Genomic DNA, 19,790 nt, shown 5'->3' with positions numbered 1-19,790 from the left:
CTAAGTGGTAATCCCGCCAGCCAGCAATGACGTCAAGGACATAGCGGAGATAGCTTTCTGGCTACATAGGCCTGGTTCCATTTTAAATTCAGGAGAATGGCGAGTTCATTTGATGAAATGCCTTTCCATTACGTTATTTAACAGCTCAATTGTAAGGCCGATCGCAAAATTTACCCTGATGGCAATATCCATAAGCGCGATTGACGTTCGCCCGGCGCCAGCGGGTATTATTTTTGTGTGCAAGAAAACGCAACACTGAGGGGGTAAAAAACAAAAAAATTAATGTTTTCTTAATATTCCCGCCCAACAACCTTTATCTCTTTAGCCGCGCCCCACGAATCTTCCTTTAAATTACGCCAGCGTCACAAAAGCCGTAAAAAAACAAACCCCGGCGTTGCAAGGCTCTGGTGCCCCACTATATGTTAAATTTACGTTTAATAATTGATGCCTAAAGGTTGATTTTATGTATATGAAAATTAGTGGCTTAGTGATTTCACTGACGGCAGCTATCTCCGGACAGGTCCTTGCCGCAGTTCCTCAGGGCTATCCGGCGGATTATCAAAAGGTGGTGGATGCCGGGATTAAAGAAGGCAAAGTGGTTATCTATTCAACGACCGATACCAAGGCCGCAGGCCCGTTAATTAAAGGCTTTGAAGCGCAATATCCCGGCATTAAAGTTGAATATAACGATATGAACAGCACCGAATTGTACAACCGCTATATCAGCGAACAGGCGGCGGGCGGCGGCAGCGGCGACGTGGTCTGGAGCTCTTCCATGGATACGGCGCTGAAGCTCGCCACCGATTACGCCGAAGAGTACGCCTCGCCGGAGCGGGATAAGCTGCCAAAATGGGCGGTCTGGCAACAGAAAGCCTACGGCACGACCTACGAGCCGGTGGTCTTTATCTACAATAAGCGGCTGATCCCTCAGGGTGAAGTACCGGACTCGCATACCGCGTTGGCGAAGCTGATCGCCGGCCAGGCCGATAAATTCAAAGGTAAGGTCACGACTTATGACATTGAAAAATCAGGTCTGGGTTTTATGCTGGCGGTACAGGACAGCAAAGCCGATGCCAGCTACTTTGACGATCTGGCGGGCATAGCGAAAGGCGGCCTGACCGTGCAATCGTCCACCGGTACGATGATGGAGCGCGTCTCCTCCGGGGAAAACCTGATTGGCTACAATATTCTCGGATCCTACGCGGAGGCGCGGGCCAAAAACGATCCTTCGCTCGGCATCTCCTATCCGAAAGATTATGTACTGGTGCTCTCGCGGGTCTCTTTTATTACCGCAGAAGCCGAGCACCTTAATGCCGCGAAGCTGTGGTTTGATTACGTGCTGTCGGAAAAGGGACAAAGCATCCTGGCGAACCAGGCCGATATTCCCTCCCTGCGCAATGATATCGAAGGTAAAAATGATATCGACGGTATGACCAAAATGCTTGGCAGCGCGCTGAAGCCTATTCCGGTCGATGAAACGCTGCTGGCGTATCTTGAGCCGAAACAACGACTGGAATTTATCAAACAGTGGCGTACCGCCGCGGCGAAATAACCCTCCGGCGCTGCGCATCATTTCAGGATGCGCAGCCCGCTTAACGCCCGCCAGGTTTAAAGGGATCGCTTATGAATGTCTTACGTCGAAAATGGCAGGGTTTGCCGCGCGGTATCGTCGTCGTGATGACGGCGCTGGCGATTTATGTCCCGCTGTTATTTATCGTGGTGCAGAGCTTTCTCTCGGCGCCTTTTTTTGCCCGCACGAAATCGTTCAGCCTCGAAGCCTTCGCTTTCATCTTTAGCGACCCGGATTTTTATCTGGCGCTCAAGTCCGGCTTTATTCTGGCGTTTGGTCTGGTGGCGATTGCCATCCCCCTCGGCGGGATCCTCGCCTTTTTAATGGTACGTACCGATTTGCCCGGGCGGCGGTTTATCGAGCCGCTGATTCTGGTACCGATTTTCGTTTCGCCGATGGTACTGGGCTTTGGTTACGTGGTGGCGGCCGGGCCGGTGGGCTTCTTTTCGCAGTGGGCCGAGCAGCTGATCGGCTTCGTGCCGTGGAATATTTACTCGATGTTCAGCATCGTGGTAATTGCCGGGCTGACGCACGTTCCGCATGCCTATCTCTATATCTCTTCCGCGCTGCGCAGCGTCGGATCGGATGTCGAGGAGGCCGCGCGGACGGTGGGCGCATCGCCGCTGCAGGTGATGACCTCGGTGAGCCTGCCGATGGTGCGACCGTCGATACTCTACGCCTGCGTACTGCTGTTTTTCCTCGGCCTGGAGGTATTTGGCCTGATGCTGGTGCTGGGCGATCCGGAAGGCAACATGGTGCTGGCGACCTATCTTTATAAGCTCACCAACAAGCTCGGCACGCCTTCTTATCACCTGATGGCGGCGGTGGCGGTGGTCCTGATCTGCATCACCGTTCCGCTGGTGATGCTCCAGCGCCGCCTGATGCGCACCGCCAACCGCTTTGTCACCATGAAGGGAAAAGCGTCCCAGGCCCGCGCGCTGCCGCTGGGGAAGTGGCGCTGGGTCGCCGGGGTTGTGGTGGTGGCATGGCTGACGGTCACCATTGGGGTGCCGCTGATCGGCGTGGCGCTGCGGGCCTTTATTTCAAACTGGGGCGTGGGCGTTTCGCTGTGGGATGAACTCTCGCTGGCGACGTTCCGTAACATCTGGCAGCAGCCGAATCTGCTGCGCGCCATCGTTAACTCTATGGCGATTGGGGTGATTGGCGGCGCGCTGGCGGTGGTCTGCTATCTGTTCGTGGGCATCGCGATGCACCGCAAACCGGATAACGTCACGCGCTTTCTGGACTATAGCGTGCTGGTGCCGCGTGCGGTGCCCGGGCTGCTGGCCGGGCTGGCGTTTCTGTGGGTATTTCTGTTTCTGCCGATGTGGCTCGATCAGTCGCTGAAAAACGGCTGGCTCTCGGCGCTGCCGGTGGCAGACTGGCTGCGTGAACATCTGATCGTTCAGCTGCGCGCGCTGCGAAACACCATTTTTAGCGTCTGGCTGGCCTATACCGTCGTATGGATGGCTTACGGGCTGCGGCTCATCTCCTCGACGCTGCTACAGGTAGCGCCGGAGCTGGAGGAGGCCGCACGCAGTACCGGCGCATCGCGCGGGCAGATCACCCGCCACGTCACGGTTCCGCTGTCGCGCTACGGCTTAATCGGCTCCTGGCTGCTGATGTTTCTTATCTTCGAGCGCGAATATTCCACCGGGGTTTATCTGCTCTCTCCGGGCACCGAAACCATCGGTTCGATGCTGGTGTCGCTGTGGGCGGCGGGGGCTATCGATATCGTTGCCGCGCTCTCCTTTATTAATATTCTGCTGGTGGTCGTGGGCCTGGGTATCGCCCTGCGCTTTGGAGTGAAATTACATGATTGAATTATCGGTAGAAAACCTGCATCTGACCTACGGTGATAACCCGGTGCTCAAGGGCGTGTCAATGGAACTGAAGCGGGGTGAGGTGGTCTCGCTGCTCGGGCCATCGGGCAGCGGAAAAACCACGCTGCTGCGGGCGGTAGCCGGGCTGGAGAAGCCGACCAGCGGCATTATCACTATTGGTAAAACCCGCGTCTATGACGGCAACCCGCGTAGCGAAATCCCGGCGGAGGCGCGCAACCTGGGGCTGGTATTTCAGTCCTACGCGCTGTGGCCGCATAAAACGGTGTTTGAAAACGTGGCGTATCCGCTGAAGCTGCGTAAGGTTGCCGCCGCGGAGATCAAGCAGCGGGTGCAGACCGTGCTTGAACAGCTGGGTCTGGGGCATCTTGGCAATCGCCATCCGCACCAGCTCTCCGGAGGGCAGCAGCAGCGCGTGGCCATCGGCCGGGCGCTGGTTTACAACCCGCCGGTGATTCTGCTGGATGAGCCGCTGTCGAACCTTGACGCCAAGCTGCGGGAAGAGGCGCGGGTCTTTTTGCGCGAGCTGATCGTCAAGCTGGGGCTGTCGGCGCTGATGGTCACGCACGATCAGAACGAGGCGATGGCGATTTCCGATCGCATTCTGCTGCTCAATAACGGGGTGATCGAGCAGCAGGGAACGCCGCAGGAGATGTACGGTAGCCCGAGAACGCTATTTGCCGCCGAGTTTATGGGCAGCAATAACCGGCTGCATGGCACCGTCACCGCTCTGGATAATGGTCGGGCGCGAATTGAGGGCGCCAGCTGGGCGCTGTGGGGGATGGTCGGGGAGGGGGTCAAGGTGGGGGAAGAGGCGACGGCGGTGATCCGCGTTGAACGCCTGCGCATCGCCTCAGCGCCTGAGGAGAATATGCTGGCACTGCCGCTGCTGACCAGTATGTATCTCGGCGACCGCTGGGAGTACCTGTTTCGCACCGAGGGCGATGATTTCGCCATTCGCGCCTACGGCAGCGCGCTGCGCGATGCCAAGCGCTGCCATCTGGCCTTGCCCGTCAGCGACCTGTGGATCTTCCCTAAAGGGTGAGATAAAAAAGCCCCGGCGCTGAAGCCGGGGCAAACCATGTCAGAGCTTATTTATTATTAGCTAAATACCATGCCGCCATCGATCAGCAGCGATTGGCCGGTCATATAGCTGGAGTCCGGACCGGCGAGATAAGAGACGCAGGCCGCGACGTCTTCCGGCTCTGAAAGCCGTCCAAGGGTAATGCGTTTGGCGAACTCCTGGGTCCCGTAGCCCAGCGGTTTACCCGCCGCTTCGGAAACCTGACGGTCGATTTCCACCCACATTGGGGTTTTAACGATCCCCGGGCAGTAGCCGTTAACGGTAATTCCCAGATGCGCCAGATCGCGGGCGGCGGTTTGCGTCAGGCCGCGCACGGCAAACTTACTTGAGCTATAGACCGCCAGTTCCGGGTTACCCACGTGGCCCGCCTGGGAGCAGGCGTTGATGATTTTGCCGCCGTGGCCCTCTTTTTTAAACGCCTCTACCGCGGCCTGGATACCCCAGATAACGCCTTTGACGTTGATATTGTAGACTTTATCGATCACGTCCTCGCGAATCTCTTCGATAGGCGTGGAGGGCGCCACCCCGGCGTTGTTCACAATCACGTCAAAACCGCCCAGGCCCTTCCGCGCCTGTTCTACGGCGGCAAAAACCTGGTCGCGTTTAGAGACATCCACCTTCACCGCCAGCGCCTGACCGCCGCCGCGGTTAATTTCATCGGCGACCGCCTGTGCGGTGGCGTCATTGTAATCGGCGATAGCCACGGCAAAACCATCTTTAACCAGGCGAAGGGCGATAGCTTTCCCGATGCCCTGGCCCGCGCCGGTCACGAGTGCGACTTTTTTCATTGCTGGATTCCTTCTGTAGTGACTCAAAGTATTTGACTGAGATGAAGCTGGCCCATCAGCAGCGGGTTGTCGCTGTAATCAACGGGGATGGCGACCACGGCGGGGCCGTCGACGTCCATCGCCGCCCGCAGCGTCGGCTCAAGGGCGGCAGCGCTCTCAACCGCAAACCCTTTGGCGCCGAAGGCTTCGGCGTAGGCTTTAAAGTCCACCGGACCGAACTCAACGCCGGAGAGCCGCTGGTATTTTTTCTCTTCCTGAATCGCCACCATGTTGTAGCCGTTATCGACCCAGATGATATGCAGGACGTTAGCTTTTAGCCGTACGGCGGTCTCCAGCTCCATACTGGATTGCAGGAAGCCGCCGTCGCCGGAAACCGAAACCACTTTGCGCTGCGGATTGACCAGCCAGGCGCCAATCGCCCACGGCAGCGCCACCCCCATGGTCTGCTGGCCGTTGGAAATCATGACCTGACGGGCGCGGAAGCTGTAGAGATAGCGGGCGATCCAAATATGAAAGCTCCCCATATCGACGGTCAGCGTCACGTCGCTGTTGACGATGTCCTGCATGGCGCGAACGATGCGCAGCGGATGAAGGGCAAACTGGTTCAGCTGCGCGCCGCGGCGGTCGAGCAGCTCCCGCTGATGCTGGCGGTCAACCAGGATCTCGGCGGCCTGCGGCGACAGCACCAGCTGGTGGTCGATACGCTGAGAGAGTTTGTTCAGGGTGGCGGCAATATTGCCGACCAGCTCGATGTCCGGGGTATAGTTGCGCTCTTCGTAAGCCGGCAGTACGTCGATATGCACCAGCGTGGCGTTGCCGTTATTCCACATGGCCGGTTCGTACTCCACCGGGCTATAGCCGATGCAGATGACCAGGTCGGCGAGATGCAGGAGTCGATCCCCCGCCTGGTTATTGAACAGCCCAACCCGCCCGGCGAAGCGGGTAAAGTGGTCCTGATTCACCGCGCCGGCGGCCTGATAGGTGCTGGTAACCGGGATATGGCTTTTTTTCAGCAATTCACGCAGCGCCGCGCTGTTTTCCGCCTGGCTGGCCATCAGGCCGAGCAGGAATATCGGATTTTTAGCGCTGGCAATCATCTTCGCGACTCGCTCAATGGCTTCGTCCGGCGCCGCGCCGGTCTGCGGCGCATCGCTGGCGGGCAGAACCCTGGCGTGGACCGGCCCGTCGACCACGTCCTGCGGCAGGCTGACGAAGGCGCTGCCGGGGCGTCCCTGCTCGGCTGCGCGAAACGCGTTGGAAACCACTTCCGCCAGCGCTTCCGCGGCGGTGACTTCCACCGAGTATTTGGTTACCGGACTAAACATCGCCACCGTATCCATACTCTGGTGCACCTGTTTGGCCTTGTCGGCGCGTTTTACCGCACCGCCCAGCGCCACCACCGGGTCGCCTTCGCTGTTTGCGGTGGCCATGCCGGTAATCAGGTTAGAGCAGCCGGGGCCGGACGTGACCAGCGCGACGCCCGCTTTCCCGGTGATGCGGCCAACCGCGGCGGCCATAAACGCGGCGTTGGCTTCGTGGCGTACCGGAATAATGCGAATGGAGGAGTCCAGCAGCGAATCGAAGACTTTATCGATTTTGGCCCCTGGAATGCCGAACACCTGTTGTACGCCCTGCGCCTCAAGCTGGCTGACGATAAGGTCGGCGCCGTGTGCCCACTGGCGCGGTTGATGTTGATTATCCACGAGAATCTCCTTAGTTTTCGACTGAGCGAATGGCGGCATCAAGATTGTCAGGATGCAGATCCGCCTGCAGGAAGGCGCTATCGGCAGGAAGGTCAATCATCAATTTGTGGATCTCACCAAAGGTCAGCACGCCGTGGTCGAGCTGATAATCGAGCAGATGGCCGCCGCCCTGGCGGTCATCGGTGATGAAGTGTTCGTGGTAGCCGGCAACGTTAATGCCCTGCATATGCTGCGGCGTGCGAAACCCCACCAGCACCCCTTCGCGCTGGTTGAAGCGGAAAACGGGCTGGTCGTCGAGCACGTCGGTCATCGCCCGGTAGGGCGGCGTCTGGCGCGGTACGGTGCGGGTATGGGCGTGGCGAAAATGGCCGTTGATACGCAGGGCGCAGAACAGATTATCGGAGGGGATTTGCCGGTCGATAATGTCGTGCAGCTGTTCGCGGCTGACCGGTTTATCAAACGTTTTGCGGTACTGCGGCTGAAACCAGGTCATCACCGCGAAGGGCGTGCGCTGTTCCATTCGGGCTTTGCGGGCGCTGCCGTCGGCGCGCAGCTGGTAAACCTCGCTGCTAAACGCGATCAGCTCGCCGTCCAGTTCATTAAAGGTGCCCAGGCCGAAATCGCCGTGGGTGAGCAAATCGGCGATGGTGGTATTGCCCTCATAAACGCCGCTCAACAGCGCGCTCATCAGAGAAGTCTGGTAGATGACGCTATCGGGATGTTGCGCGGAAAATCCTCGTAGAGTTTCACACAGGCTCTCTTCGCAAGAGCATTCAGCAGAATGGTTCATTACCCGCTTCCTCGTTCAACGAATATCAGAAAGGTTAAATAAATGTTGACGCGATTCAGCTCACAGTTCCAATATAGAATCTATGATTGTTTGAGACGTTTTCGATATGGAACTTCGTTATCTGCGCTACTTCGTCGCCGTCGCTGAGGCGCGACACTTCACTAAAGCGGCAAAAGAACTTGGCATCTCCCAGCCGCCATTAAGCCAGCAAATACAGAGACTTGAACGGGAAATTGGCACGCCGCTTTTCCGCCGTTTAACCCGCGGCGTCGAGCTGACGGAAGCGGGGGAGTCTTTCTATGAGGATGCCTGCCAGATCCTGGCATTAAGCGACGCGGCGCTGGAAAAGACCAAGGGGATCGCCCGCGGGTTGAACGGCCGACTCTCGCTGGGCATTACCAGTTCTGATGCCTTTCATCCGCAAATCTTTAGCCTGCTCCAGCAGTTTCAGCACAGTCACCCGGGAGTCACGTTACATCAGGTCGAGGGCAATATGGCGACGCTGATGGGGGCGCTTGGCGAAGCGGAGCTGGATATCGCTTTTGTGCGCCTGCCCTGTGAAAGCAGTAAAGCGTTCAACCTGCGAATTATCGACCAGGAGCCGATGGTGATTGCGCTGGCGCGTTCGCATCCGCTGTCGTCCCACAGCGAGCTGACGCTGGAGCAGTTAACGGACGTGGCGCCGATTCTTTTCCCGCGGGAAGTGGCTCCGGGGCTGTATGAGCTGGTGTATAACAGCTATCTGCGCGCCGGTATTGATATGCAACGAACGTATCAGTCATCGCAAATATCATCGTCGTTAAGCATGGTGGAGGCCGGATTCGGCTTTGCGCTGGTGCCGCAGTCCATGACCTGCATCACGCTACCTAACGTCAGCTATCACCCTTTGTCGGGCACGCCGCTAAAAACCGATATTGCTATCGCCTGGCGACGCTACGAGCGCTCGCGCACGGTGAAGCGTTTTCTGGCCATGTTTTAATCCGCTCGGTAGCGCCTGGAGCCGGTATTTACGAAAGATAGACATTGGCGGCGGTTGGCCCTCGCAGTCCGTTAACGCGACGAAATTCAACGCGGATTCCCGGGCTGATTGTGGTGGGTTCGCCGGGCGATAATGCGGAAATATGAACCTGAACGTCTTTGCGACCATCTGAGGGGATTATCAGGCCTTTGCCTGTTTTATTATCAAATGCTTTGACAATACCTGTCATTTTTTGGAACAACGAAATACCTTTTAAATATGAAAACCGCCACGACTATACAGTAAGCGCGCGGGAAGTCTATTCAAATCAAAATAAAACCCGCGCTGGCGGGCTTTTTTTCGCCAAAAGAGATCGGCGCTGGCTGATTATTGCTCAGCCACGCGCGGCAATCGGCATCTGGCAAGAGAAAATTATGCAGCGGGTCGTGATGAGGACTGAAAGAGTTTATGGCAGTAGGGACAAATGAGTTGTGCACCTTTTTGGACTCGGCTGAAGCTGTGTTCTGAATCCTGGGAGCAGTTAGGGCAGGAGCATTTAACGAGATAATTACGGCGAGTTTTAGCGTCTTTGCGTTCTGACATATGATATTTCCTGATTTAAGAGCGTATGACCATACAGCATTCTAAAGAAAATAGCTCTAACTCATTCTTCGCAGCGGTGGCTCAGGCTGTGAGCGGCAGGACGAAAAAAAGATCCAGCGGAAGCGTGCAGGAGAAGATTTTTCCTCTACCTTTTGTGATTAACATCACCCTTTAAAATAAAGTTATTTTATATCAATTGCTTAATGATTATTGATTTTGGCGTGTAGAGAACAGTTTTCTCGTTTTTTCCCTGAATAGAGTGAAAATAGGCAAAATTTTCTTCCTTGTCTGATATACATTTTAATAGTGATTGAAGGACGCAAATCTCTTTTATCTGGTTCCGCGCGCGGTATTCTGAATGTTGAGAACTTTTCAAAGAACTTTATATCGGCTAAGCCAGCATAGTTAAAATTAGTTTAATCATGATCCTGGCTTTCCTGATGGGGCATATTTCAGCGGAACTGAACACCGGGCAGTATATTGCCTCCATTACCTCCGGCGTTATTCCATCCGGTTTCGCGATCGGCTTTATCTTTCTGATTGCCACGGTGATGTCGCTGGCCGCGGGCATCCCCTGGGGGAGAGGCAGGTAAAAAAAACCGGCAGGGTAGCCGGTTTCGTCGTTAGATCTTACAGGCGTCGCCGCAGTCATCGTCGGCAACAACGGCCTGCGCTTTTTTATCTGCCTCTTCAAGGCGTTCAGCGTTGCGCTCTTGCGCTTCTTCCAGCCCGCTAAAGACGAGGTTATCGAGATCAATTTCCATGCGTTACCCACTTAAGTTCAGTTTTGACCGTGAGCAAGTATAGGCAAAACGCCGGGGGGATGCACCCGGTGTGAACCCGGGTAGCACATAGCGATAAGTGCGGGTTTGCTACTGCATACAGTCGGGAGCGAGCGCGGGTCGGGATCCTACTAATAATAATAGTTGAAAGCATGTTTCATAACCTGCCGGCGATTATTTTAGTCGCGATCAAATTATTTATTAAACGAATCGACAACGAGCGCTGGGTTAGACATTGACTTGTATAAAATATGCTAATATTGACCGGCTTATGGATGTATCTATGGATTATGGTCAATGGTCTCGACAACAGCAGTAGCCGCTATCAAAGAATGGCGGAAAACTAATAAATTTATTTGTCACGTTAAACTCAACTATAAAAAGGTATTGCGGAAATGCAGGGAAATATCTTTAATCGGAGGAAAATATAAGGAATATCAGACGTTATGTGAAAATTACGCTTGTGCAAAACTAACGGGAGCAACCGAGGGGCTGGTTAACTTTGAAGATAAACCCTTTAAGGCCTATTTAAATAAAAAGATGTCAAAAAGAGCGAAGCTCAATATTGCTCATGGCGCTTTGAATTTTATAGAGAAAACCTTTCTTCCCGAGGCGTTGCCGCAGCTGTACGATATGAAAGCATTTGGTCGTTCGCTAATCACTATTGCGCTGAAAAACGGTACCTGCATTGATGTGAAGCTGCTGGCATCGCCTTTTCAGGAGGAGGGGGAGCTGATGCTCTTAATGTTCCTGGGTGATAAACGCGTCTACAGTATCTGTTTTTCCTGCACCGAAGATGGCCGAGCCTGGATTGGCGGCATCCAGGGTGGGAAAGACATTGATAATGAAGAAGTGAAAGCGCTGACCAAGGAGCTTTACGGCATCCGACCGAAGAACTTAATTATCACGCTGCTGTACGGTTTTTTGTCGCATTTCAATATCAAGGAGATCTATGCGATCGACAGCCAATACCATGTAAAAAGCGACAGAGTAAAAACCAGCTATTCTGAGCTTTGGCTGGAAATTGGCGGTGAGAAGCATCGTCGCGGCTGGTATAAATTGCCGGCGAACGAGATAAAGAAAAGCCTGGAAGAGGTTAAAAGCAAGCACCGGAGCCAGTTTATCAAGCGAGAAGGCTTGAAAGAGCTGGCCCAGCTGGATATGGCCGCCGCGCTACGCGATATTAGCGTGAATCGTCACGGCTGATTATCCTCGTTTCGCATTTGCCGGTGGGCAGGGGGCTGCCCACCGGCAATGGCGGAGTCAACCAGGCTGAATGCGGCCGGCGCCCACATCGCGGTGGCCGCTCGGCTAAAGACGTTATTCGCTAAGCTTCAGGCTGGGAGGCAGTTGATTCATGGTCACCAGAATGCCTCGATGGAGCTGAATAGCGCCCAGCTGTTTTAATTTGGCCAGGGTTCTCATGACCCCACTGCGCGACAAAAAGGTTCGCGACAGAATATAATTGGCGGCGGTGATTTTATTTTTGATCGCTTCTGGTTCATTGTTTAATTCTATAAGCTGATGAACAATGATCTCATAACAGGAAAGTTTAGAAACCTTAAAACAGTGGGCGTAGACTTTTGCCGAGGAATATTCCAGGAGACGTGAGACATTTTCCCATAATTGCTGTTCGGCGATGATCTTATGCGCCTCGTTAATTGATATCAGGCCAATAGAAGATGTTTCCTGGGTGCGCAGGTAAATATGCCGGGAATAACGTAGCTGACTATTCATGCCAAAGATGAATGGACTCGTTTCGGAGTTGATGATGAGTCCGTCGTTGTTGCGATATAAAGACATCGTGCCGCGGAACAAAACCAAGCATTGATGCTGGTTTTCTTTTACTATGCCGATGTTTCGTCTACCATTCATTAACATTTTGTTACATTTAGGCGCCAGGCAGCGAATGAGTTTATCAATGTCGTCTATGGGTTTGGTGATGGTCCGGAGCAGGTCTGTGTCATGTTGTACACGAGGGATTGTTTCCATGCTGATGATTTCCTTATAAAAAATAGAACTTCCAAAAAACAGCAAACTGTAGCCAAAACATTATCGATGACGCTGAGGGGGCGAATAAACCCCCAATAAGTCTACACATAGACTTAAAAAAACTTGCCGCCTCATCAGACTTAAGATAAATATTAATAGCATAAGCTTATAAATTTCCTTATTTACATAACAGCTAAATCTATTTGTTTTTAATTTTACCGATGTGATATTTGGGCTATTCCTGATATTTGATACTATTGGGCGGTAGCGTTTATGACTATTAACAGTGTTCAGGACTTGCAGTTATCAAGGATTGCTCGACAGTGGATTGCCAGTAGCCATGAGCAGAGTCAATACAGGAGCCGAATCTCAGGGGCTCCATTGAAGAAACCGTCAGGTTGGCTATGAAAAAACGAAAATATTTAAGTAAAAAAGAGGTGCAAGCATTAATTGATGCTTCGCAGCAGCAGGATGGCTCGCTGCGGGATTATTGCATGCTCCTCATGTGTTTTATTCACGGACTGCGCGTAAGTGAATTACGTTTTTTAAAAGTGAGCGATATTGATTTATCCAGCCAGCGGATCGCCATTCGGCGTTTAAAAAATGGCTTTTCAACTGTTCACCCTCTTCAGCCCCGTGAACAGCTGGCGTTAAGCCAGTGGCTGGTTAAGCGCACGAGCTGTTTAAACGCCGATCTTCCCTGGCTGTTCCTGTCGCGAAAAGGCACTCCGCTTTCCCGACAGCATATTCACGTTATGATGCGAAATTATGGCGTACAGGCCGGCATTGCCGTTCCGGTACACCCGCATATGCTGCGCCACGCCTGCGGTTATGCGCTTGCGGAAGAGGGCGTTGATACACGCCTGATTCAGGATTATCTCGGCCATCGCAATATCCAGCATACCGTCTTGTATACGGCGAGCAATCCGGCGCGCTTTAGCTCAATTACCCTCTGAAGCCGGAGTATCTGGCTCGGTAAGAGCCAGATAACCTTTAGTTATAGGTAAAATTCATAACGACCATTGCGCTAATATTACCCGCGGTGGCACCCCCTGCGACGCTAAAAATGCGCGCCCGCATATCGAATATGGCCTGACGGTTATTATCGACGTCGACGGCAATAGATTTTCCGCTGCCGGCATTTACTGAACCGGTTATACGCTGAAGTTCTATCGCGACATTGCGTGAACTATCGGGGCTGCTCACGTTGGCATATAAATCAGGGTCAGCTCCGTCAACAGGGCCTGTAAAGTGAGCGGTAACTCTTGATGTCCCCACGGGACAGTGGCTCAGCGTGACGTAAAACTCTTTCCAGGCGGAGTAAGAGTTGGCCGCGCTAAGCCGGCGGCTGGGAATATTATGTCCGAGATCGATATTATAAATACCGTTATTTTCGACGGTGCAGGAAGAAGCAACAATATCGCCGTTGATATAAAGAGTGACATCCGCGGCATAAGCGGGTAATGACGACGAAATCGCCGTAAATAACGTTATGACGGCCGGGCTGGCGATAATTCTCATTATCGACTCCTTAAGTAAGCAGTGAGAAACGAGAGCGGGATAAACTCAGTTGTACATCATCGTTAAGGTGGCCACCGCGTTGGCATGGCCGGGATGAATCTCCGGCGTGTTCTGGTAATAGCGAAAGGTGAGCGGCAGGGTTATCGAGGCGCCAGCCTCAGGGATGGTGCCGACCGGGAAAAAACGATCGAACTGAACGGGCGAGCCGTTATAAAGCACCTGAACGCCGACCCCCTGGGCTACGCCGGTTTCACTGCTTAAGGCCACTACGCCGAGCGTCGGGGAGAGATAACCTTGACTGCTTATTGACGTATTCACGGCGACCTTATCGTCGCACCGCACCGGAATTGACAGGTTTTTTTCGTCGCTGGTGCTGCCTGGACCAGAGAATTGGCCCACCGGAACAGAACCCATGTTGACAGTTAACGACGAGGGGACGGTGCAGCTTACCGCTTTATAAACAATATCTCCGGCATAGCTTATATAGTTAAGGTCTCCCCGATTACCGATACCTATACCGGTATCATATGCACCCATACCGAACTTGGTTTGCGCGACATCGAGAGTCCCGTTCATTACCGTATCCCCCGTTTTTACCAGCGTTAATGTGATCGTATATCCGAAGGTCATGCTGGCGTCGCTGGAGGTGTATCCCAGCGCCTGCGCGCGCGTATCGCAGTCGCTGCCGATACCTCTCACCCTCTGGCCGGCGCTATTTTGCAGCGCAATACCGATGCCTTCGACGCCGGTTTTATAGACCCCCGGAAAACCCGCCACTTCTTCTCCGCTGCCGTAATAGCAGGCGACAATCGGGTGCCCTCGAGTGACATCCGCCCAACCGCTTTGACCCTTGCAATTTCCGCTAAAGGTGAAGACCCGCTGCGTGCCGGGAATATCGCTGCCAACCGGCAGCGTCCGCGATACCGCGATCCGCGCAAGCTGCTGGGTAAACGGCGTGGGCGGGGAGCTGGGACAATAGCCGCTCTCCGCGTGGGCTGCGCTTGCGATGGGAATAACCAGCATAAGGGGGACGTTGACTCGTTTCATATCGTCATGCTCCTGCTATAAACACTGTGCATTAAGGTTGATAATCCCGCCGGCGTTTTGCGTCAGGCTGTAATTCACTCTGCACCGGCCATCAGGGTCGTGACTCCAGCTAACCTCCAGCTGACCCGCGTCTTTTAGCCCTGTCAGATAAACCTGTCCTCCATCACCTACGATGAAGCTTTTTGGCGTCGTGGAGGCGGGATCGATAACCGTTGCGCCGAACGGTACCGACGCGCCGTTGCGTTTTCTCAGGGTCATCAGGACCCGTTTACCGAGGCTGGTTTCATAGCTGGCCTTCACCAGCGCGCCGCGCGTGGGGATGACCGTCTGCGTTGCCAGCGCCAGTTCGGCATCATCGGCCAGGGTTTCGGTATTCAGCGTGAGATCGTTTTTGCGATAGGGGCTGAGGTAGGGAACGACGGTATAGCCGAAGCGATCGGTTTTGACGCCTATCTGTCCAAGCACCGCTACGTTTTGCGCGCCGGGCGCGGCAATCAGCGCCATCGTTTCGCCGAGGGGCTGGCTAAAGGTGAGGCCGTTGCGATGCGCAACGATCCCGCCCTGCAAACCATAGTTAACGCGTTCGCTGTAGCGATCGCGGGCGTAGCCGACGAGGGTCTCGGCGTAAGAGGCGCGCCAGTCGGCATTAATCCCGCTATTGCTTCCCTGGCCCTGAGAACCATAGCCCTGCATGACGCTCCAGCTCAGATTGTTATCGGCCAGCAGGGTACCGCCCAGGCTCACGTTATTGGTGGTATTTCCCTGCTTACTGGTATTCATCATGTAGCTGGCGTAGGTGGGATGGCCGTCGAATAATTTATCCAGTGGAATACTCATGGTGAGCGCAAACAGCCCATCGCGGTCGTAGGTGCGCCCGGACCGCTGGCCGTAGCGTTCCGTTGAGTGAATGTTATAGCTGTAGCTCAGACCGAAACTGATGCCTTTGTACGAACCGTTGTAGCTCGCGCTATATGACTCCATGCGCTTGTGTGTACCCCAATAGTCTTCCACGATGGCGCTAAGCGCGAGGTTGCCTGGTATCTGAAACAGGTTCTGGCTGACGGTTAACTCGGCGCGGTTGCGTCGGCGTTCCGGCATCACGTAGCGCCGTCCGTCGCGCCAGGTATTGAGAACGTCCTGCATATCCCAGTAGCCGCTGGTGGCATAGCGATAGCCCGCGAAGGTGAAGTTAGTCCCGGTCTGCACCAGGTTTTTGCTGTAGCGAATACGCCAGGATTGGCCTTCTTCTCGTGGTCGATTTTTTTGCTGCGACCAGGCCTGGGTGATATCGGTGGATAGGGCGCCAATGGGACCCAGGTTTTTACCTATGCCCAGAGCTAACGCCTGGTATCTTTTACTGAACTGGCCGCCACCGTATACGGTGTAGCCGGCGGGAAGGCCATAAATCGCCGTGCCGGCGGCCAGCGGAGCTTTATCAATGCCGTTGTCATAGGCGCGGTAAACGCCGGCGGTCATGGCGTATTTTAACCGACCTTCGCGCTGCAGCACCGGGACCGAGGCGTAGGGCACCACGAGGAATTGTTCGCTGCCGTCAGACTCTTTGATGGTAACGTACAGGTCCCCGGAACCGCCGGTGGGGTACATATCGGTGATTTCGAAGCTGCCGGGCGAAACGTAGGTCTGATAAATGATGTATTCGTTTTGCCGGATCGTAACCTGGGCATGGGTGCGAGCAATCCCCCGCACAACGGGGGCATAGCCGCGCAGGCTCTCCGGCAGCATATCGTCATCAGACGCAAGCTGGCCGCCGCGAAACGGAATACTGTCGAAAATATCGGAAGGCGTGGTGCTATCGCCCAGCGTCAGTCGGCTCTTCAGCGTGCGTATATCGCGCTGGGCGTAGGTATAAACGGTATCCCATTTTGTTGAGGTGCCGTTTTCGCCACCCTGATGGCTGCGGTTCCAGGTGGTGTAATTACGCAATCGCCAGGGACCGATATTAAGACCGGGACGTAAATTAATGTACTGCGCGTTTCCGTCGCCGTCGTCGCCTTTTTTGTCCCGGTTGTTGGCGCCGCTGACGCTGTAATTAACCAGCGCCGCCGGAATGCCGTCATCCCACCGCGCAGGATCGACCCAGCCGCGCGCGGCGTTGGTAAGGGAGGATTGGGGAAAACTTAACAGCAGCTGCTGGTGCGAGAAACGAAAGTCGGCGCTGGCCTGAGGAATCGCCGACAGCCTTGCGCAGCTGGCATCGGGCTGGCCTAACGTCGGATAACGCTGGATCATGACGCCCCATGAGGCCAAATCGTTCAGGGAGAGACAGGGCTGTAATGCGCTCTGTCCCTGCGCGTTTTGCTGCATGCGGAACTCAACGTCCCGGGTATCCACCTTGCTGTCATTGACATAAATATCCACCCTGTAGCGGCCGGGCTGCTGCCCGCCACGCACCTCGAAGGCGGAGAGATCGGTGGTGGCCAGACCGCCTGCGCCGGCTTCCAGATGGGCGGGGTTGAACCGTTCACGGGCGTAAGCATAGGGGCTTATCACCACAATGAGGGCAACCTGGGTGGCGATAAGGTAAGCTAAATTCAAAGGCGAGTCGCTTAACGTTTTTTTGTTCATCCTGAAAGGCTCCTGAACTGACGGCAATTGCCGCAGCGCAAACCGTCGGCAGCGGCGGGTTAGCGAACCTGCGTGTGGCTTTTACCCACGCCGCCAAAGTCGTTAATGATTTTCCATGACACCAGGCCGGTCACCTTGCCGGGGGTAGCAAACGTGGCTGAGCTCATTGGTGCGACAAAGGTGGCTTCGGTAATGGGATGATTGCCCACCGTGACCTCGTTGAAATTCATGTAAAACGGCGTCGGATTCGATACCGTTAGCCTGCTGCCCGTCTGGCGCCATCGCAGCTTATGGGTCACCTCTTCCGGGATACCCTTCAGCGTGTTGGGGCGATAAATAAGCTTGAGGCGCGTCCTTACGGCGATTTGCAACGTATTCGCGTTTTCCGGGGCGGTATTTGTCGGAATAGCTTTGACGTTTAGCCAATAAAGCGACTCGCGATCGGTTGGGAGCTGGCCGCCGGTATTGACGATCCGCAGCAGGTTTTGCTGATTGCCGTCGAGGCGGAACAGCGGCGGGGTAATAATAAACGGCGGCCTGGCCGGATCGTTATTGTTCGGCTCCACCCACGACTGGATCAGATATGGGCCGGTATCCGAATTGCTGACGCTTAAAGAGGCCTCTTTTTTGCCGCCATCAAAAATCAGTCGCGTGCCGCCAATAGTGACGCCGCCGCTTTCTGTCGCCGCCGCTAATTCGCTCGCCAGCACCAGAAGGAGGAGGGGAAATACTCTATATCCTTTATGCATGATAGCTATTGACTCCACAAATACGAAAAAGGACGGACCGGCCGCTGCCGGTCCGCGGAAATAACGCCAGCGCAAAAGAAATACGCCGACGAAATATCCGTTAGTTGTAATTGAGGGTAAATGTGCTGGTTGAGTTAGCGAACCCTGCGTTTACGGTGTTTGATGTCGCATAATAGCGAGCGACGAAAGCGAGACTATTTCCGCCCGGCTGCAGCGGGTAAGCGGATGAGGCGGTATATAATGGGACGACGACGTTTTTATTATCCATTAATTGGATCCCAACACCTTTAGCTACGCCCGGTTGCTGGGTGAGCGCCAGAATAGTGCCAACGCTGCTATCCGCCGTGCCGTCGAATTTTACCGTGGCCGACTTAGCGGATTTCGGGCAATCTTTCAGCTCAATAATAAATTTGGTTGCCGAGGCCGTGGAGCCCGCGCCGTTGAAGGCTTTGCTGGAGACATTCCCCATCATGACCGTCAGCGGGTTGGTCATATGATTGATCACGGTACAGGCGCTATCGGTGATGGAGCCGTAAAATTCAATACGGCCATCATCCGCGAATGCGGATGCGGACATGACACCGGCTAACAGACCAACAGCAATAAGACTCTTGTTCATAAGATAGTCCTTATATGCAATATAGAAAGGTAATAGCTTCACAGAAATAAATTTCTCATGAGCCTTTATTAATCTGATAGCCAGATGTCGTGCTGAAATAGATCCAGTGACGCTGAGATTTATTTCTGCAGAAGACATTTTGTATCAAAGTGTCATGTTTAGTTTTATCTATTTTGTTTATTGATTTTTTAGATATAGATGCCATGGATGGCTATTTTTGCGATATTAAAAACCAATAATTCAGGGGTGTATGGTAAATAATCTGGTGTTTCGGAGGGTGGCGGCTGAGGTTAAGGTTTGCTGGAACATGCGCGCTAGTTGCTAATCTATTGATAATTAATGTTTTAAATTATTCGAGTTACGAAAAACCTTACGGGTTGACAGGGTATTGGTGATTTATTATGTTAGTGACAATCTGATACATTATGTCAAGTAAGAAATATATTGGTTGTCGCGTCACCATATATTTTTAAATCTTGCAGCATTGCTCGCAGTATAAAGCACCGTATGCTGAATATTTCTGTGACCGAGATAATCCTGAATTAGCCGGGTATCCATGCCTTTATCGGCCAGCGAAAAACCGCAGGCGTGGCGCAGCATATGCGGATGGGCCGCAATTCTTAAACCCGCACTTTGGCTATAGTGGCTAATCAGTACGTGGATCCGCTGACGCGATAGCGGCGTTCCTTTTTGCGAAAGAAATAGCCAGTCGCTGTCGCTGTTGCGATAGTTTTTACGCACCGACAGCCATTCACGGATAAACGTCATCTCGCTCGAAAAGAGAGGATGCGTTGTGGAAAACCCATTTTTAAGCCGTTTGACGTAAATTGAGTGGTTATGCAGGTCAAGGTCAGATAGCCGCCAGTGGCGAATTTCGCTAACACGGCAACCGTGAATGAAGCACATCCAGATTAAACAACGATCCCTCTCCGGGTTCGCTCCCTTGTACGCCTCGTTGATGATTTTTTTTATCTCCATTTCGGTGAGATATTTTCGTTTATTCATGTTTAATCTCCTGAACAGCCATGAAATTTTTCCCCTTCCGGTGTGAAGGCGAATGGCTTCGCCCGATGTAAGCGGTCAAATGAACGCGCCGGGTATGATTAAACAGCGGGGTGAGGATAGCAAGACGGATCGGACTGATTCGCCAGGATCGA

Annotated in this window: 20 protein-coding genes and 1 pseudogene; 8 read left to right on the top strand and 13 right to left on the bottom strand. The window is 53.9% G+C overall.

Annotation, left to right across the window (positions count from 1 at the left end):
• The first annotated feature begins 463 nt into the window (after positions 1-463).
• The 3 genes from FQK12_RS07275 to FQK12_RS07265 all read left to right on the top strand — a co-directional run bounded on the left by FQK12_RS07275 (position 464) and on the right by FQK12_RS07265 (position 4,456).
• Positions 464-1,552: an ABC transporter substrate-binding protein gene (locus FQK12_RS07275; protein ID WP_004851647.1), complete on the top strand. Its 1,089-nt coding sequence runs from the start codon at positions 464-466 to the stop codon at positions 1,550-1,552.
• Between the two features lie 71 nt (positions 1,553-1,623).
• Positions 1,624-3,393, top strand: coding sequence for an ABC transporter permease (locus tag FQK12_RS07270; protein WP_014229644.1), 1,770 nt, complete (start codon positions 1,624-1,626; stop codon positions 3,391-3,393).
• On the top strand, positions 3,386-4,456 hold the full coding sequence (locus FQK12_RS07265) for an ABC transporter ATP-binding protein (protein ID WP_014229643.1): 1,071 nt from the start codon (positions 3,386-3,388) through the stop codon (positions 4,454-4,456). The genes FQK12_RS07270 and FQK12_RS07265 overlap by 8 nt, the downstream gene beginning before the upstream one ends.
• A gap of 56 nt (positions 4,457-4,512) precedes the next feature.
• On the opposite strand, the gene FQK12_RS07260 is transcribed toward FQK12_RS07265, so the two are convergent.
• From FQK12_RS07260 to budA, 3 genes are read right to left on the bottom strand one after another with little or no spacing between them, the layout of a single operon-like run.
• Positions 4,513-5,283 (bottom strand): (S)-acetoin forming diacetyl reductase, encoded by a 771-nt coding sequence (locus FQK12_RS07260; protein ID WP_014229642.1) that lies wholly within the window; start codon positions 5,281-5,283, stop codon positions 4,513-4,515.
• 23 nt (positions 5,284-5,306) lie between these two features.
• Positions 5,307-7,025: an acetolactate synthase AlsS gene (gene alsS, locus FQK12_RS07255; protein WP_220138113.1), complete on the bottom strand. Its 1,719-nt coding sequence runs from the start codon at positions 7,023-7,025 to the stop codon at positions 5,307-5,309.
• Complete coding sequence (budA, locus tag FQK12_RS07250; protein ID WP_004851637.1) at positions 6,997-7,776, bottom strand: acetolactate decarboxylase; 780 nt, start codon at positions 7,774-7,776, stop codon at positions 6,997-6,999. The genes alsS and budA overlap by 29 nt, the downstream gene beginning before the upstream one ends.
• A gap of 106 nt (positions 7,777-7,882) precedes the next feature.
• On the opposite strand from budA, the gene FQK12_RS07245 reads away from it, so the two are divergent.
• Entirely contained in the window at positions 7,883-8,755 is an 873-nt protein-coding gene (locus FQK12_RS07245; RefSeq protein ID WP_014229640.1) for a LysR family transcriptional regulator, read from the top strand.
• A 28-nt stretch (positions 8,756-8,783) separates the two neighbouring features.
• Here FQK12_RS07245 and cspF read toward each other — a convergent pair whose 3' ends face one another.
• The gene (cspF, locus tag FQK12_RS07240) at positions 8,784-8,996 is read right to left on the bottom strand and encodes a cold shock-like protein CspF (RefSeq protein ID WP_004136705.1); all 213 of its coding nucleotides are present in this window, start codon (positions 8,994-8,996) and stop codon (positions 8,784-8,786) included.
• Here cspF and FQK12_RS27255 point away from each other — a divergent pair.
• Entirely contained in the window at positions 8,944-9,222 is a 279-nt protein-coding gene (locus tag FQK12_RS27255) for a hypothetical protein (protein ID WP_162097154.1), read from the top strand. The two genes, cspF and FQK12_RS27255, sit on opposite strands and share 53 nt — an antisense overlap.
• Here the strand turns inward: FQK12_RS27255 and FQK12_RS27445 are convergent.
• The gene (locus FQK12_RS27445) at positions 9,167-9,337 is read right to left on the bottom strand and encodes a YnfU family zinc-binding protein (RefSeq protein WP_213220741.1); all 171 of its coding nucleotides are present in this window, start codon (positions 9,335-9,337) and stop codon (positions 9,167-9,169) included. The two genes, FQK12_RS27255 and FQK12_RS27445, sit on opposite strands and share 56 nt — an antisense overlap.
• 317 nt (positions 9,338-9,654) lie before the next feature.
• Between FQK12_RS27445 and FQK12_RS27580 the strand changes: the two are divergent.
• Positions 9,655-9,918, top strand: a pseudogene (locus FQK12_RS27580) (Na+/H+ antiporter NhaC family protein); the annotation flags it as partial.
• A 42-nt stretch (positions 9,919-9,960) separates the two neighbouring features.
• Here the strand turns inward: FQK12_RS27580 and FQK12_RS07230 are convergent.
• Positions 9,961-10,101, bottom strand: a complete 141-nt coding sequence (locus tag FQK12_RS07230) for a hypothetical protein (protein WP_004851627.1) — start codon at positions 10,099-10,101, stop codon at positions 9,961-9,963.
• A gap of 315 nt (positions 10,102-10,416) precedes the next feature.
• Between FQK12_RS07230 and FQK12_RS07225 the strand changes: the two genes are divergently transcribed.
• Positions 10,417-11,325: a DUF535 family protein gene (locus FQK12_RS07225; protein WP_032719373.1), complete on the top strand. Its 909-nt coding sequence runs from the start codon at positions 10,417-10,419 to the stop codon at positions 11,323-11,325.
• 114 nt (positions 11,326-11,439) lie between these two features.
• Here FQK12_RS07225 and FQK12_RS07220 read toward each other — a convergent pair whose 3' ends face one another.
• Positions 11,440-12,111, bottom strand: coding sequence for a helix-turn-helix domain-containing protein (locus FQK12_RS07220; RefSeq protein WP_014229637.1), 672 nt, complete (start codon positions 12,109-12,111; stop codon positions 11,440-11,442).
• Between the two features lie 404 nt (positions 12,112-12,515).
• Here FQK12_RS07220 and FQK12_RS07215 point away from each other — a divergent pair, with 404 nt between their 5' ends.
• Complete coding sequence (locus FQK12_RS07215) at positions 12,516-13,067, top strand: tyrosine-type DNA invertase (protein WP_014229636.1); 552 nt, start codon at positions 12,516-12,518, stop codon at positions 13,065-13,067.
• 37 nt (positions 13,068-13,104) lie between these two features.
• Here FQK12_RS07215 and FQK12_RS07210 read toward each other — a convergent pair whose 3' ends face one another.
• The 6 genes from FQK12_RS07210 to FQK12_RS07185 all read right to left on the bottom strand — a co-directional run bounded on the left by FQK12_RS07210 (position 13,105) and on the right by FQK12_RS07185 (position 19,638).
• Positions 13,105-13,632 carry a fimbrial protein gene (locus FQK12_RS07210; protein WP_014229635.1) on the bottom strand — a complete coding sequence of 176 codons (528 nt, stop codon included), beginning with the start codon at positions 13,630-13,632 and terminating at the stop codon, positions 13,105-13,107.
• A gap of 45 nt (positions 13,633-13,677) precedes the next feature.
• Positions 13,678-14,679, bottom strand: a complete 1,002-nt coding sequence (locus FQK12_RS07205) for a fimbrial protein (RefSeq protein WP_014229634.1) — start codon at positions 14,677-14,679, stop codon at positions 13,678-13,680.
• Between the two features lie 15 nt (positions 14,680-14,694).
• A complete protein-coding gene (locus FQK12_RS07200) occupies positions 14,695-17,265 on the bottom strand; it encodes a fimbria/pilus outer membrane usher protein (RefSeq protein ID WP_014229633.1) in 2,571 nt (856 codons plus the stop codon).
• 59 nt (positions 17,266-17,324) lie between these two features.
• Positions 17,325-18,014 (bottom strand): molecular chaperone, encoded by a 690-nt coding sequence (locus tag FQK12_RS07195; RefSeq protein WP_014229632.1) that lies wholly within the window; start codon positions 18,012-18,014, stop codon positions 17,325-17,327.
• A gap of 100 nt (positions 18,015-18,114) precedes the next feature.
• Entirely contained in the window at positions 18,115-18,633 is a 519-nt protein-coding gene (locus tag FQK12_RS07190; RefSeq protein WP_014229631.1) for a fimbrial protein, read from the bottom strand.
• A 456-nt stretch (positions 18,634-19,089) separates the two neighbouring features.
• Entirely contained in the window at positions 19,090-19,638 is a 549-nt protein-coding gene (locus FQK12_RS07185) for a tyrosine-type DNA invertase (RefSeq protein ID WP_014229630.1), read from the bottom strand.
• Positions 19,639-19,790 lie beyond the last annotated feature (152 nt).

This window comes from Klebsiella sp. ME-303 (assembly GCF_007910085.1).
In the GTDB taxonomy this organism is placed as follows: Bacteria; Pseudomonadota; Gammaproteobacteria; order Enterobacterales; family Enterobacteriaceae; genus Klebsiella; species Klebsiella michiganensis.
The sequence above is the reverse complement of the archived record's forward strand: the minus strand, read 5'-3'. Positions and strand labels throughout refer to the sequence as shown.